Genomic DNA, 15,914 nt, shown 5'->3' on the forward strand with positions numbered 1-15,914 from the left:
CACTTTAATGGTTAAATTTTAGCCATTAAACACGGTATCAGATACGACAGCATTGATTGTTGCACGTCTGATGCTATGAGTGATTAACACTCCCTAAGAGCTTAAATGCTCCAGATTTAAAGCTGCAGCGCAAGCTACAGCGCATGTGTGATACCACTACTATTCTTTTGAACAGTACCAAATCATACGGGGCTACCCTACCATGAAGTTGGTATTACGCATTCCGAACCACACACACCAAAGCTCCTTAAGATTCCGTTTTAGCAAATGATAGTGCTCTTAGCACTGTAGATGAGATAAAACTGAGGAACTTGGGGAGCACCTTTGTGTCTGTGATTTTTTATTTTCAATTCATGTTAAAAGGGACATTGGGAAGCACAAAGCCTCTCTAGTTCCCTCCATGCTCTAGAATAATCAGTGTCTTCTTGGAAGATTATTTGAGGTTTTGTTTATGTTAGAAGAGCTTCACGGTTTTACCTGGATTGATACCACCGTGCTCGTCGTCTATATGATTGGCGTGTTACTCGCTGGTATCTACTTCTCTAAGAAAGAGATGAAAGGCAAGGAATTCTTTAAGGGTGACGGCTCAGTACCTTGGTGGGTAACCTGCGTATCCATCTTCGCAACCTTACTTTCCCCAATTTCCTTCTTAGCCTTAGCAGGTAACTCCTACGGCGGTACTTGGATGCTGTGGTTCGCTCAGCTGGGTATGATCATCGCTATCCCTCTGACCATCCGCTTCTTCCTCCCTGTTTACGCTAAGTTAGACATCGATACTGCTTACCACTATTTAGAGATCCGCTTCCAGTCACCAGCTCTGCGCGTATTAGGTGCTGTGATGTTCGTTCTCTTCCAGTTAGGCCGTATGTCCATCGTTATGTACTTACCATGCGTTGCATTAGCAAGCTTAACTGACATCAACGTTGATGTTCTGATTATCGCTATGGGTGCTATCGCTATTGTGTACTCATACACTGGTGGTCTTAAGGCAGTTTTATGGACTGACTTCATCCAGGGCGTTATCTTAATCGGTGGTATTACCCTCACTCTCTTCTACATCATCTACAAGTTAGACAACGGCATTGCAGACGTAACTGCTTCCTTAACCACTGGTGGTCGTTTCTTAGCTGACGGTGAGAAGTGGGTTGACTGGTCAAACCTCTTAGGTACCTCAGTACTCGTAACCTTAGTTGGTGGTGGTTTATCAACATTCTGTTCATACGTTTCTTCACAGGACGTTGTACAGCGTTTCACCACTACTACTGATGTTAAGCAGCTCAACAAGATGACTATCGGTAACGGTATTCTCTCTATCTTCTGCGCATCTGTATTCTACATGGTTGGTACCGCTCTGTACCTCTACTACAACCAGAACCCAGAAGAGATCACCGATCTGTTCCGTCACTCACAGGATAAGGTATTCGCTTACTTCTTAACCTATGAGCTCCCAGTAGGTATCACTGGTATCATCTTAGCTGCTCTGTATGCCGCTTCACAGTCAACCCTTTCAACTGGTATTAACTCTGTTGCTACCTCTTGGGTTATGGACATCCAGACTAAGATTACCCCTAACATGTCCTACGAGCGTCAGACCAAGATTGCTCAGTACATCTCTCTGGCAATCGGTATCTTCGCAATCTTAGTTGCTATGTACTTAGCACGTCTTGATGTGAAGTCCGCTTATGAGCTCTTCAACTCATTCTTAGGTCAGGCCTTAGGTGCATTAGCTGGTGTATTCGTATTAGGCGCTTTCACCCGCAAGACCACTGCTTTAGGTGCTTTCATCGGCTTCGTTGCAGCAACCGCTATCGTGTTCTACTGCAAGTACAACGTACCTTCAATCTCATTCTGGATGTACGCTTTCATCGCCATGGCTGTTACCTTAATCGTTGGTATCATCGTATCTGTAATTCAGGCCAAGGCTACTGGCAAAGAGTTCGTTGCTCCAGAAGGTTCAACCTACTTAACTGCTAAGAACTAATCTTTAAGATCAAAACTGAGCATGATTTGAGGCTCATTAAATAAGCCTCAAATCTCACAGGCTCCGTTAAAAAACCTAAAAAGCAGGGCCTCGCCCTGCTTTTTTTGTTGGTACATAAGTTAAAACTCAGACAGGAAATACTCATGCAACAGGATCTCTATGTGCTCATTGATATTGGCGGCACAGCAATTAAGAGCGGCGTTGCCACCCTCGATGGTACTTTACTTGAGCGTAATGAAATGCCTACTGAGGCAAAGCCAACTGAGGCTCAGCTCGAGGCAGCTAAACAAAGTGGCACCGAGATTGATTTAAGCAAGTTTGGTGGTCCTGGCATTGTCAGCAAAGTAAAGAAGATTACCGCTGCTGCTTTAGAAAAGTATGGCGCTCAGATTAAGGGTGTAAGTATCTCAACAGCTGGTATGGTCGACCCTGATCAAGGTAAGCTTGTTTATGCTCTGCCTGATGCTATCCCTGATTACACTGGCGTTAACTTCAAAGAAATCGTAACTGGTGAGTTCTCACTGCCTTGCGAGGTTGAAAATGATGTTAACTGCGCTGCTTTAGGCGAGATGTGGTTAGGTGCTGGTCGCGGCTGCCATAGCGTATTTTGCATGACCATTGGCACCTCTATCGGTGGCGCAATGATCTGCAATGGTAAGCTAATTTCTGGTGCTTCAAATAGTGCTGGAGAAATTGCTTACATGCGCGTTCCAGGCGGCATGTTACACTCCCTAGCCTCTACTACTTATTTAGTTAAGTACTACGCTCAGCTTCGTGGTGAGAGTGTCGATCAGGTTAATGGTATTCGTATCTTCAACGAGGCTGAATCTGGTGATGAAGTTGCCATCAAGGCTATCGATGAACTTATCGAGCACCTAACTGATGGTATTACCAATGTAGTTTCCGTACAAAACCCACAGGCCGTAATCTTAGGCGGTGGCATCATGGCTCGTGAAGACTACTTACGTCCACGCATTGAGGCTGCACTTAAAGAGAAGCTCCGTGAGATCGTATTCCGCGCTACTCGTATCGAGTTTGCCAAGCTGCGTAATGATGCTGGTATGCTCGGTGGCTTCTACCACTTCAAGCAACGCCGTGGCCTGATGTAATCATCTACAGCATTTAATTTATACCCAAGCAAAAGGCGCTATCCAATGGGATGCGCCTTTTTTGTTGTTTTTTGTAACTATGCTGTGGCCAAGAAAAAAGGCGCATCCCATTGGATAGCGCCTTTTTAATTCCACACACCGAAACATCCACAATCTAACTAATTATTAAGGCCTTGTTAGGCAGTAAACTTATGTTAGATAAGTTATTTTCTTTTAGCTAATTGTTGGATGTATTAGTCAAAAATTACTTAACAGCAACCTTAACCACTACCTTAACCACGTCAACAGGCTGGCCCTGGTAAGCGATACGTGGCTGGTGAGCCTCCTCAGGAGGAACAATAGCGAACTGGCCTTTCTGTAAGGTAACAGAAGTGTACTTCTCTGGAGTTGAGAGGTAGACCATGTCGTTTGCTGGATCTTCTTCAGTAACCTGAAGGTCGCTGCGCATGCATACGTTGAAAGACTCAACACCCTGAGCTAAGTACTGAATGTCGAAGTAGTCGTTGTGGGCCTCGAAGCGGATTGCCTCAAAAGGAACGGTGGTGTAACGCTGAACGAGAGCAAAAGCACCCTCGCAAATGTCGTAACGGCCGTTCTCGAGCTTGGTAGCGTCGTTGTTCTTGAGCCACTCGATGCTCTTGGCAAATTTCTCTTCAAGGTAGTTGTACTTAGTAGCAAGCTCAAGGGAAGTAGCTAACATAAAATGCTCCTGTGACAGCGTGTGTAACGAGGGAAAAATCACCCTCTGACATACTAGTTATTGTACTACTAATTGCTGTCGTTAGGCCCATTTGAGGCAAGCTTTTTTTTTGCTTAAATCCCTTATCAAATCTAGATTTGTGAGGCAATTTACATCTAATTGTGTGGATAAAAAAAAAGGCCCAGTGCAAAAGCATCTGGGCCTTTTTTAATCGTTAGCTATCAAGCTAACAGTGCGTTATTAACCGCCGAAGTTATCGAACAGGATGTTCTCGTCTTCAACGCCTAATGAGTGAAGCATGTCTACGCAAGACTTGGTCATCATTGGAGGGCCGCACATGTAGAACTCACAGTCCTCAGGGCTCTTGTGGTTCTTTAAGTAGTTCTCATAGAGAACATTGTGAATAAAGCCAGTTAAGCCAGTCCAGTTATCCTCTGGCAGAGGCTCAGATAAAGCTAAGTGCCAGGTGAAGTTTGGATGTTCCTTTGCCAGCTGATCGAACTCGTCTACGTAGAAAGCTTCCTTCATGGAACGAGCACCGTACCAGAAAGAAATGCGACGCTTAGAGTTAAGACGCTTGAGCTGGTCAAAGATGTGTGAACGCATTGGGGCCATACCGGCACCACCACCGATGAATACCATCTCATTGTCGGTCTCACGAGCGAAGAACTCACCGAATGGACCAGAGATAGTAACCTTATCACCAGGCTTTAAGCTCCAAATGTATGAAGACATGATGCCAGGTGGCAGTTCCTTAAGCTGACGGAGAGGTGGGGTAGCAATACGCACGTTAAGCATAATGAGACCCTTCTCGTCAGGATAGTTAGCCATGGAGTAAGCACGGATAGAAGGCTCATCAACCTTTGAAACCAGGTCAAATAAACCAAAGTGCTCCCAATCTGCACGGTACTGCTCTGGGATATCAAAATCCTTGTAGTAAACAGTGTGTGCAGGGGCTTCAATCTGAATGTAACCACCAGCGCGGAATGGAACTTCCTCGCCCTCAGGAACCTTCAGACGGAACTCCTTAATAAAGGTTGCTACGTTATCGTTAGAGATAACTTCACACTCCCACTTCTTAACGCCGAAGATCTCAGCAGGCAGCTCTAACTCGCAGTCACCCTTAACAGTAACCTGACAAGCTAAACGCCAGCCTTCACGGATCTCACGCTTGGTGAAGTGAGAATACTCGATAGGTAATACGTCACCGCCGCCTTTAACGACCTTGACCTTACACTGACCGCAAGCACCACGGCCACCGCAAGCTGAAGAAACGAAGATACCCTTGTCGGATAAGTCGTTTAACAGCTTGGTACCAGCAGGACACTTGAAGCCTAAAGATGGATCACCGTTAACACCAATGGTGATGTCACCGGAGTTCACTAAGAAGCGCTTTGCTACGAGGATGAGTGCTACGAGAATAGCAACTACAACCACGAACATAAAAACGCCCGATACGATTGTAAACATGTATCCCCCTTAGAGCGAAATGCCTGAGAATGACATGAAGCCGATAGCCATCAGACCAGAGGTGATGAATACCAGACCCAAGCCACGCATACCATCAGGAGCGTTAGAGTACTTTAAGCGCTCACGAATTGCAGATAAGAGCACCAGTGCCATGGCCCAAGAGGTACCGGAACCGAATGCATATACTACAGACTCAGTGAAGTTGTACTCACGCTGAACCATGAAGGAAACACCTGCAAAGATAACGCAGTTTACAGTGATCAGAGGTAAGAAAATACCTAAGGCGCTGTAAAGAGAAGGTACAAACTTGTCGAGGAACATCTCGAGTACTTGTACTAAAGCTGCGATAACACCAATGTAGGTGATGAAGCTTAAGAAGGAAAGGTCAAGACCAACAACTAAAGCATCAGGCTTTAAGATGTAAGCATTAACCAGGTTGTTTACTGGAACAGCCAGCATCTGCACCATGATAACAGCAGCACCTAAGCCTGCAGAGGTGGTAACCTTCTTGGACACAGCCAAGAAAGTACACATACCTAAGAAGAAGGCCAGAGCCATGTTCTCGATGAAGATACTCTTTACTAAAAGAGAAAGGTAATGTTCAACCATGATTAGTAATCCTGCTTATGGGTGTCATACTCAGGTTGCTCAACCAGATCCTTACGGAAGGTCTTGGTCAGCCAAATTAAGAGGCCAACTAAGAAGAAGCCGCAAGGTGGCATTACGAGCAAGCCACATGGTACATACCAACCACCGTTGTTAACGGTTTCGAATAAGGTAATACCGAACCAAGAACCTGAACCGAAGATCTCACGAACAGTGGCGATAATGCATAAAACGAGCATATAGCCTAAGCCGTTACCAATACCGTCTAATAAAGAAGGTAATGGAGGATACTTCAGAGCAAAGCCCTCAGTACGACCCATAACGATACAGTTGGTAATGATCAGACCTACGTAAACTGATAACTGCTTGGACAGGTCATAGGCAAAAGCCTTGAGGATCTGGTCAACCAGGATTACCAGAGAGGCAATAATGGTCATCTGAGCGATAATACGCACAGAGCTAGGAATATAGTTACGAGTAACAGACACGCAGGTGTTTGCAATAGCACAAACGCAAACTACGGACACACCCATAACGAATGCTGTCTTCATGGAAGAAGTAACAGCTAAGGAAGAGCAGATACCCAGAATCTGAATCATCACCGGGTTATTGGCGATGAGCGGATCGAGCAGTACCTCTTTCCAAGATGGAGCCTTTGCTGCATCAGACATTTTTACATTTCTCCCTTGCGTAAGTTCTCAAGGAAAGCCTTGTATGCGTTTTCGAACCAGTAGTTGGCTGCGTTATCTACACCGCGAGCGGTTAAGGTAGCACCAGAGAGGCTGTCAACGTCATAATCCTTGCCTTCACCATTGTGGTCAGGGGTCTTGGTGATGTTGAAACCACGGGAGCCATCCTCACGGGTGAGCTTCTTGTCAAGCCATAAAGCCTGCCAACGTGGGTTATCGATTTCACCACCTAAGCCTGGGGTTTCACCGTGGCTGTAGAAAGTAACAGCCTTAATGGTGTTGCCATCCGGATCAAGTGCTACGTAACCGTAAACAGTTGACCACAGAGCCATGCCATAGAAAGGAAGAATGTAACGTACGGTATTGCCGTTCTCATCCTTAGAAAGGTAGATTGGCATTAACTTAGTACGAGTACGAATGTTAGCAACGTCCTCTTCTGCAGGAATTGCAACATTGAAGTCTGGGTTCTTTGCTAATGACTGGAAGTTGAAGTCAGAAGGAGCGATAGCGCTGTCCTCAACATACTTACCAGTCTCGAGATCAACTAAACGAGCCTCAATGTGCTTTGCATAGGTCTTAGCAACAGAGCCTTCAACCTCAAAGCCAGAAACACGCAGAATGTTGATCTGACGATCGTTAGCAATAGCTGCCTGCTGGAATGGTCCTAAGGCAACCACAGCACTTGATACCACCACAGAGCATACTAAGCAGAATGCGATGATAACAACGAAAGTGCCGAATACGGAGTCTTTATTGAGCTTAAGCACGGGCAAGTCTCCTCTTGATGTTGCGGTTGGTTGCTAAGTAGTCGAACAGTGGTGCCCAGCAGTTAGCAAACAGAATGGCAAGCATCATACCTTCTGGGTAAGCAGGGTTTACGGTACGAATCATAACGACCATAACACCGATTAAGATACCGAATGCCCACTTACCACCAGTAGTGAAGGAAGAAGACACTGGATCGGTAGCCATAAAGACAGCACCGAATGCAAAACCACCTAATACTAAGTGCCAAATGAAGGTCATGGAGAACATCATGTTGGTCTCAGAGCCGATAGCATTGAATAATGAGGAGCAGATGAATGCGCCTACAACAATACCGGCCATGATACGCCATGAAGCGATACCTAAAGCAATGATTACTACAGCACCTAATAAGATCATTAAGGTAGAGCCTTCGCCGATAGAGCCTGGGATGTTACCTAAGAAAGCGTCCATCCAGGTGATCTTCTCGCCTGCGAAGTTGACAAGAGCTGCCTCACCGCCTTCTGCCCACTGAGCAAGTGGGGTAGCGCCTGAGAAGCCATCAACTGGTACCCAGCAGTTGGTGCCGGACATTGATGCAGGGTATGCGAAGAATAAGAAAGCACGACCAGCTAAAGCTGGGTTCATGAAGTTACGACCGGTACCACCGAATACTTCCTTGGCAATAACAACACCGAAGGAAATACCTAAGGCAGCCTGCCACAGTGGGAGTGTTGGAGGAACGATGAGGGCGTAGAGCATGGAGGTAACGAAGAAGCCTTCGTTAATCTCGTGGCGACGAACGATGCAGAATAAAACTTCCCAGAAAGCACCTACAGCGAAAGTAACGAGGTAGATTGGGAGGAAGTAAACAGCACCGATTAAGAGCTTGCTGCATACGCCAGCGTCAGCACCTAATGAACCGCCTAACATCTGCACTAAAGCAAAGTGGTAGTCGTTGCTGAAAAGTGCATAAGAAGTAGCAGCGATTTCAGCGCCATTAGGCATTGTGGCTAAAGCCATCACGGTCTGGCTACCAACGTTGAACCAGCCCCAGAACATTGCAGGAAGTGCTGCAACGAAAACAATAATCATGATGCGCTTTAAATCGATGTAATCGCGCACGTGAGTATTGCCAGTGGTTACCTTACCATTGGTGTAAAGGAAGGTATAAGCGCCTTCGAACAGAGGGTACAGCTTCTCAAAGACGCCGCCCTTCTCGAACATAGGCTCCAGTTTCTTAAAGAGTCCTAACAACACGTTTTAACCCTCCAGCTCGATCTTGGTGAGGCTACGACGTAAGTACTGACCATAGTCATTCTTGCCAGGGCATACATAGGTACATAAAGCTACGTCTTCTTCAGCAAGCTCTAAGCAGCCTAACATCTTAGCCTGGTCAACGTCGTTAATCTCAATAGCACGCATGAGCATGGTAGGCTCCATATCTAATGGGAATACCTTCTCATAGGTGCCGATAGGAACCATGGTACGTGAACCACCATTAACGGCGGTATTGATGATGTACTCAGATGGCTTGATGAATGAAGAGATGTAAGCGTTAGTTACAGTGTGACGCTTAAAGCCTGCACCGAGCCAGCTCTTCATGATGAAGTCGTTTGCTCTGCCTTCCTCTAAAATAGAGATCTGCTGGTGGTAACGGCCTAAGTAAGCAAAAGCACCTACTGAGGTGTAGCCCCACAGAACTGAGCCAGAGATTACACGAACGCCCATCTCAGATGGGATAACCTCGTTAGCGGTCAGTTCAGCAACTGAAGCACCAACGATGGTACGAACAAGACGTGGCTCCTTGGCATTTGGACCAGCGATGGAGATAACGCGCTTGTTGTAAACCTCACCATCTACAAAGAGGTGACCAATTGCGATAACGTCCTGGTAGCCAATGTGCCAAACAGTCTTGCTCTCGGAAACTGGATCGAGGAAGTGGATGTGGGTGCCTGGTAAACCAGCAGGATGAGGACCTACGAAGATCTCTTCCTTGATGTTAGGAGCACTCACCATTGGGATGGACTTGTCGCCATGGCAGACGAAAACAGTAACACCAATGCGGCTTAACACAGTTAAACCATTCTTGAATGCTTCTGCTTGCTCAGCGATCACTACATTTGCGCAAGGAGCTAATGGATTGGTATCCATTGCAGTTACGAAAATTGAGTGAGGAATTGAGTCTACGCGAGGTACCTTGTCAAAAGGACGGGTACGGAATGCAGTCCATGCACCTGATTCGATTAACTGGCTCTTAACGTCTTCAACGGTAAGGTCAGAAAGCTTGTCAGCAGGAGTCTTCTTAAACTCCACACCCTTAACAGACTCATCGATCTCGATAACGACTGACTGGAAGGCTCTGCGCTCGCCACGGTTAACTGCTACAACAGTACCGGAAGCAGGTGCGGTAAAACGTGTTCCTGGATTTTTCTTGTCCTCGAACAGTACCTGACCCTTTTTAACAGCTGAACCAACTTCAACAGACATTGAAGGACGCAGACCAGGGTAATCACAGCCTAGTAAAGCTGTATGCTTAACCTCAGGACATGCACCTATTGACTGCTCAGGCTGGCCGCTTAAAGGCAGATCCAATCCTTTTTTGATGTTAATCATAGGCGGTTCCAATACAAAACTTACTCGGAGCTATGCTCCACGTACTTCAGACTGACCTCTAACGTCTCAGACCTACTTAAAACAGACTGTTTTTAAGCTCGAATCCTCGACTTTGATATCAAAGCCATCGTGACTTGCTCGAGTCTAATGACACAAGCAAGGACACAAAACCTTTAATTGAGCTTGAGTACCATTACACCCAAAGAAAACGGTTCGCTGTCACAAGCTGAAGTTCTCTCTTCATCCGATTACCGTCCCAAGAGAGATCACTATCTGCTTAGTGCCATGATGCAGGATCGTGGGTTTAGCCTACTATCCTCATCGGCACGCTGTTGTGCTACACGCTTTTAGCTAAGTGCAACACACAGATGGTGTTCAACTTCAGTTGACAGCACTCAGACTATCAATACGACAGTCTGATTGGGGAAAATATGACCCTAAAGAGTATCTACACTGCATTTGATAAGTTAGACAACCGCAAATGGGCTGATAAAACTATTACTTGCAAAGCCTAGATACACTTGCAAAGAGAATTTCAAAGCATTGAATGAGCGCTAATTTTGCGTTTACGCCTCAGCTAGCGTTCGAAAATATGAGTGTCAAAGGTACCCGCAACCCTAAATCAGAGGCAGGCATCAAGTCCCAAATTTTAACACAAAAAGTACTCGTTATCCCCCGTAACTGCCACGTTATGCGGCTATTGTGACAAAGTTAGAAAAAACTATGACACGCATGCATATGGCAAATTACTCGTAGCTTGTGATACTAAACAACTCCCAAACGGCGTGATTAAAGCAAAGTTAAACATGAAGAGGAGGGTACGCCTTAGCTTACTTGTATACCAATGTCTTATGACAAGCAAGCTACACTTTGTTTAAGAACGTGAAATTCATGCGCTTTTGTAAGGTCTAAACCGATCGATATCACATTAACAACATAATGTTTGATGACCTTTACAAACTTGACTCTTATGCGCACCATTTGGAAAGTCTTTATGCCTCACCATGGCTCAAATACACTCAAAATACACGGTTAAACTTACACAAATAGACTAACTTGCATACAAGCTTGACCATACCAATTTAACCCTTGCTCAGGTCACAATTATGATTTTTTTGCCAAACTACCATACAAGAATCTAAGATCACGAGAGGCTATCTAAGATCACCACAACGCCTAAAGAGATCAAACAACCCTGCCTCAAAGCAATAAGCACTAAAACTAATCTACTGCAGCGCAAAAGAGATCAAACTAACCTGCTGCAGCGCAATATGAGATCTAACTAACCTGCCGCACCTTCTAGCAAACTCCCGTAGCAACGCTTGCCACACATACAGGCATGGCAAGTGAAGTGGGATGTGTTCCCTTTGTGGCTCCACTATGGAGGGGATCATGTGTTGTGAACTTTATGCCTTATTAGCGACTTCATCCTTTGCTGACCATGGGGCTACCTTAAACAAAAGCAACATACCTGGGATCGCAATGATGGTGCAGAAGATAAAGAAATTCTGCCAACCTAAGCCCTCTACAAGATAACCTGTTACTGCATTACAGAAAGTACGAGGAATGGCCGAGAAACTTGTAAGCAGCGCTAACTGCGTTGCGGTGTAGGCTGGATTAGTTTCTTTGGCTAAGAATGCTACGAAAGCTGCCGTACCTAAACCACCGCCACCGTACTCACACACTAGCACTAAAGAGAGCAACCCCACTGATGGAGTGCCACTCTTACCTAAGTAGGCTAAAAGAACAAAACCTAAGATCGTGACTACCTGAATAAAGCCAAAGACCCACAGTGCGCGGTTAATGCCAAGCTTTAACATGAACACACCGCCTAGCAGGCCTCCGGCTACAGTCGACCACAAGCCAACATTCTTAGCCACAATGCCTATGGTGGTGAGGTTATAGCCTAAATCCATGTAAAAAGGTGTTGCCAAAGCTAAAGCCATGGAATCACCAATCTTGTACAAGAAGACAAAGCACACGATAAACAGTGCAGCCTTAACACCACGGCGGCCAATAAACTCAGAAAAAGGCTCTACTACTGCCTCTTTTAAAGTGCGCGGTGCATTGCTGACATTCTGTTCACGTAAAAATAAGGACAGGATAAAACAAGGAATCAAACATGCTGCAGTAAAGGTAAATACAGTTTGCCATGATACATAGTCAGCCATGATCAAGGACACACCGCCTGGGATTAATCCTGCGACACGATAGGCATTAACAAACACTGCATTGCCTAAACCAAGCTCAACATCTGGTAAGAACTCACGACGGTAAGCATCGAGCACAATGTCCTGAGTTGCAGAGGCAAAGGCCACTAAGATCGCTAATCCTGCAATAATGCCAATATTCTCTTTTGGCGAGAACCATCCCATAGCAGCAATAGCGCCGATCAAGACTATCTGGGAGAGAATAATCCAGTCTTTACGTCTACCTAATCTAAAGATCTGATAGCGGTCAACGAACGGAGCCCACAAAAACTTCCAAGTGTATGGCACCATCATCAAGGAGAATGCGCCAATCACCTTGAGATCTAAGCCCTCTTTACGCAAATATGCAGAGAGCAAATTGATAAGCACAAATAGCGGCATGCCTGAGGCAAAACCGGTCACCAGACAAATACCCATTCTCTTAGAGAAAATCTGCACTAATAGCGATTTTTCTTCTATCTGTTCTGACTGAGTATTAGCAGTTGCATCCTGTGGCGTAGCATCAGCAGTATCTGCACTTAAATTTGCATATGCATAAGCGCCATACTCTTTGGCGGCCTCATCACTATCTTGCTCTTTGGCAGCCTCATTACTATCTTGCTCGTTTGCAGCACTTTTCTTGAGCGTTTGTGCATGCTCATGAAACTTTGCAGCACTCTCCATAATCTGATCAGCTGGATCATACACGTCTTTGCTAAATAAATTTTGAGCTGCTAAATCATACATGTCCTTGCTAGAGGAACTTTGACCTTGTCTATTAGCATGCTCTTCGTTCTTATGATTGCTAAAAGCAGATTCTGAATCTTCAGAAGAGTATTTGGTGTTAGCTTTATCTACCATGGTGCATACATAAATGAGGTTGCTTTAGCTAAATAAAAAGGGCCGCAGGTGCTTGACCGGCGGCCCGTGGTAACTAAGTGATTAGTGCTTAGTCACGGAAATTTTGGAATTGAAGAGGCTGACCTAAGTCGCTCATCTTGGACTTAACTAAGGCAATTACAGCCTGCAGATCATCGCGCTTCTTACCTTGAACTCGTACAGTGTCGTCATTCATCTTGGCATCTACCTTGATCTTCTCATCTTTGATGAGCTTAACGATCTTCTTGCCAAGATCCTTATCAATGCCTTCTTTGAACTGTACTTGCTGCAGTGACTTCTTACCTGAACGAGTAATGTCCTTAAACTCAGCACAGCCGACTTCGATACCGCGCTTAATGAGCTTTTGGGTCAGAATATCATCCATCTGCTGAATCTGGAACTCTTCGTCAGCCTCAAGCTTAACGAGATTGTCAGCCTTTACTAACTCGTATGATGCTTCAACGCCGCGAAAATCATAACGTGTTTGTAATTCACGATTAGCGTTATCCACTGCGTTTTGCAGCTCATCTTTCTTGAGTTCAGAAACAATATCAAAAGACGGCATGTCATTCTCCCCTGTTAATTAACTAACGCAAAACCAAAGTTTTAGTTAGTTTGAATGCAGAAAGCTTGGTTAATAAAATCAAGCTAAACTGTCATTATAACTCAGATGCTGCTTTTCTTACTGATGACATGATGCCATCACGATCTAAGCCTAAGTCTGCAAGTAACTCACCGCGATTACCTTCACCAACGAAAGAATCACTCATACCAAGATTGCGCACCTGAGCCTTTGCATTGCTATGAGAGATGGAGGCAACGATTGAGCTAATATGCTCGCCTACACCGCCTAGTACAGCACCCTCTTCTACAGTGACCAACAGATCGTATTGTGAGCTTAAGTATTGAATTAGCTCTTCATTAAGCGGCTTTACAAAGCGCATGTTAATGAGAGTGATATCTTGCTCTTCACAAACACTCTGTAGAGAGTTAACTAATGGGCCAAAGACTAACAGAGCGATCTTATGTTGCTTGCCTAAAGCATCAACACGTTCTTGCTCATGAGAGCTTTGAGCTACCTGCATATGCTCAAGCTGTTCACGGCTTTCAAAGCCAAGCAGCTTAATAGTATGTTCAACTTGATCCTCAGCACCATGACCATCAAAAGAAGCACTATCAAGCGCTCTTACGAGCTCATTGACATGAGATGAAGCTAAGTTGCGGATTTCAACACTACCTACTGCAATAGTCTTTTCCAAGCTCATAGGAGCATCTTCAAAACTATCGCCCTTCTTAATCATTAAAGACTCACCATTGTCTCGTGGATAACGAATGACACATGGAGAGCCTAGCGCATAGGCAGTGTTTAACATGGTGTACTGCTCATGACGTGAGCTTGGCACCATGATGGTTAAATTAGGTACGGTACGGGTATAGGCAATATCAAAAGCGCCATTGTGTGTAGGACCGTCAGCACCAACTAAGCCACCGCGATCAAGGCACAGAATGATTGGTAAATTCTGAATTGCCATATCGTGGATTAAGCCATCATAAGCTCGCTGCATGAAGGAGCTGTAGATATTCACTACAGGGCGCATACCGCCTGCTGCTAAACCTGAGGCAAAGACCATGGCATGCTGCTCAGCAATAGCCACGTCGAAAAATTGCTTTGGATAGAGCTCAGCAAATTTAGCTAGACCAGAACCAATGCGCATGGCTGGTGTAACAGCCATAAGCTTAGGATCTTCTTTTGCCTTGTCGCACATCCAGCGACCAAATCCTGCTGAGTATGAAAGGTCTTCTTTTGGAGCGCCTTTTTGAATACCCTCATCTGGATCAAATACAGGTACACCGTGATAGCAAATTGGATCTTTCTCTGCTGGCTCGTAACCCTTACCTTTAGTAGTAACTACATGCAAGAAAGTAAGGCCAGGCATATCACGGATGTTTTGCAAAATGCTCACGAGGCTATTAACGTCATGACCATCTACTGGGCCGATATAGTTAAAGCCGAACTCTTCAAATAAGGTACCTGGCATGAGCATGCCTTTAAAGTGCTCTTGAGCACGTAAGGCTAAATCACGTAAGGCTGGCAGCGGCTCTAAAATGCGCTTACCACCTTCAATCATCTTGACATAATGAGGAGAGGAGAGCACATGAGACAGTCCTTGATGTAAGCGACCTACGTTCTCAGAGATACTCATCTCATTGTCATTTAAGATCACGGTAAGGTCGAGATCTTCAAAAGAACCAGCATGATTCATAGCCTCAAAGGCACAACCGCCTGAGAGTGCACCATCGCCAATAACAGCGACAACTTTTTTACGATCTTTACGATCTTTGGTGCTTTCTGCTACGGCAAGACCTAAGGCTGAACCAATGGAGGTGGATGCATGGCCGGTGGTAATCAGATCATGAGGGGTTTCACCACGCCAAATAAATGCATGCAGACCACCTTTCTTACGAATGGTGCCTAGCTCTTTGCGATGGCCAGTTAGCATCTTATGAGGGTATGCTTGATGGCCAACATCCCAAACTAACTTGTCATTTGGAGTATCGTAAACATAGTGTAGAGCAACAGTTAGCTCCACTACGCCAAGACCAGAGGCAAAGTGTCCTGCTGTCTTACTCACAGTGTCAATGAGGCATCCTCTGATCTCTGAACAAAGATCAACTAAGGATTCCTTGGGCAAGGAACGCACGTCACAAGAGTCGTGAATACGCTCTAGCAATTCATAAGTGTTGGTAGAAGTATCTTCCACAAATCATCAGATCCTGAATCTCATTTAAAGTCAGATAGATTTAAATCTACTAAACTTAGCTAAATATCCAGGAAATCCCCTCATCTTTAATACCCAGCCCACATGACGCAGGTGCTTGGTAATGCTTTATTTCCAAGCCTTTTACAATAGAGCTCTAAGTTATCGCATG

General features: G+C 45.2%; 12 protein-coding genes. 2 read left to right on the top strand and 10 right to left on the bottom strand.

Annotated elements, in window-relative coordinates:
- The first annotated feature begins 451 nt into the window (after positions 1–451).
- The gene (locus tag RDO37_RS02680; RefSeq protein WP_044121175.1) at positions 452–1,981 is read left to right on the top strand and encodes a sodium:solute symporter; all 1,530 of its coding nucleotides are present in this window, start codon (positions 452–454) and stop codon (positions 1,979–1,981) included.
- A 143-nt stretch (positions 1,982–2,124) separates the two neighbouring features.
- Positions 2,125–3,090, top strand: a complete 966-nt coding sequence (locus tag RDO37_RS02685; RefSeq protein WP_027938878.1) for an ROK family protein — start codon at positions 2,125–2,127, stop codon at positions 3,088–3,090.
- A 244-nt stretch (positions 3,091–3,334) separates the two neighbouring features.
- On the opposite strand, the gene RDO37_RS02690 is transcribed toward RDO37_RS02685, so the two are convergent.
- The 10 genes from RDO37_RS02690 to dxs form a co-directional block, all read right to left on the bottom strand.
- Positions 3,335–3,790, bottom strand: coding sequence for a YhcH/YjgK/YiaL family protein (locus RDO37_RS02690; protein ID WP_027938879.1), 456 nt, complete (start codon positions 3,788–3,790; stop codon positions 3,335–3,337).
- 240 nt (positions 3,791–4,030) lie between these two features.
- Positions 4,031–5,260: an NADH:ubiquinone reductase (Na(+)-transporting) subunit F gene (gene nqrF, locus RDO37_RS02695; protein ID WP_027938880.1), complete on the bottom strand. Its 1,230-nt coding sequence runs from the start codon at positions 5,258–5,260 to the stop codon at positions 4,031–4,033.
- Between the two features lie 9 nt (positions 5,261–5,269).
- Positions 5,270–5,869, bottom strand: coding sequence for an NADH:ubiquinone reductase (Na(+)-transporting) subunit E (nqrE, locus tag RDO37_RS02700; protein WP_027938881.1), 600 nt, complete (start codon positions 5,867–5,869; stop codon positions 5,270–5,272).
- Between the two features lie 2 nt (positions 5,870–5,871).
- Entirely contained in the window at positions 5,872–6,537 is a 666-nt protein-coding gene (locus tag RDO37_RS02705) for an NADH:ubiquinone reductase (Na(+)-transporting) subunit D (protein ID WP_027938882.1), read from the bottom strand.
- A gap of 2 nt (positions 6,538–6,539) precedes the next feature.
- The gene (locus tag RDO37_RS02710; RefSeq protein WP_027938883.1) at positions 6,540–7,322 is read right to left on the bottom strand and encodes a Na(+)-translocating NADH-quinone reductase subunit C; all 783 of its coding nucleotides are present in this window, start codon (positions 7,320–7,322) and stop codon (positions 6,540–6,542) included.
- Positions 7,315–8,559 carry an NADH:ubiquinone reductase (Na(+)-transporting) subunit B gene (locus tag RDO37_RS02715; RefSeq protein WP_273326068.1) on the bottom strand — a complete coding sequence of 415 codons (1,245 nt, stop codon included), beginning with the start codon at positions 8,557–8,559 and terminating at the stop codon, positions 7,315–7,317. Before RDO37_RS02715 ends, RDO37_RS02710 begins: the two co-directional genes overlap by 8 nt.
- Positions 8,560–8,562: 3 nt before the next feature.
- Positions 8,563–9,915: a Na(+)-translocating NADH-quinone reductase subunit A gene (locus RDO37_RS02720; RefSeq protein ID WP_308498014.1), complete on the bottom strand. Its 1,353-nt coding sequence runs from the start codon at positions 9,913–9,915 to the stop codon at positions 8,563–8,565.
- A gap of 1,406 nt (positions 9,916–11,321) precedes the next feature.
- Positions 11,322–12,965, bottom strand: a complete 1,644-nt coding sequence (locus RDO37_RS02725) for an AmpG family muropeptide MFS transporter (protein WP_308498015.1) — start codon at positions 12,963–12,965, stop codon at positions 11,322–11,324.
- Positions 12,966–13,053: 88 nt separating this feature from the next.
- Positions 13,054–13,548, bottom strand: coding sequence for a YajQ family cyclic di-GMP-binding protein (locus tag RDO37_RS02730; protein WP_027938887.1), 495 nt, complete (start codon positions 13,546–13,548; stop codon positions 13,054–13,056).
- 94 nt (positions 13,549–13,642) lie between these two features.
- Complete coding sequence (dxs, locus tag RDO37_RS02735; protein ID WP_308498016.1) at positions 13,643–15,745, bottom strand: 1-deoxy-D-xylulose-5-phosphate synthase; 2,103 nt, start codon at positions 15,743–15,745, stop codon at positions 13,643–13,645.
- Positions 15,746–15,914 lie beyond the last annotated feature (169 nt).

It is taken from the genome of uncultured Anaerobiospirillum sp. (assembly GCF_902485895.1).
Taxonomy (GTDB): Bacteria; Pseudomonadota; Gammaproteobacteria; order Enterobacterales; family Succinivibrionaceae; genus Anaerobiospirillum; species Anaerobiospirillum succiniciproducens.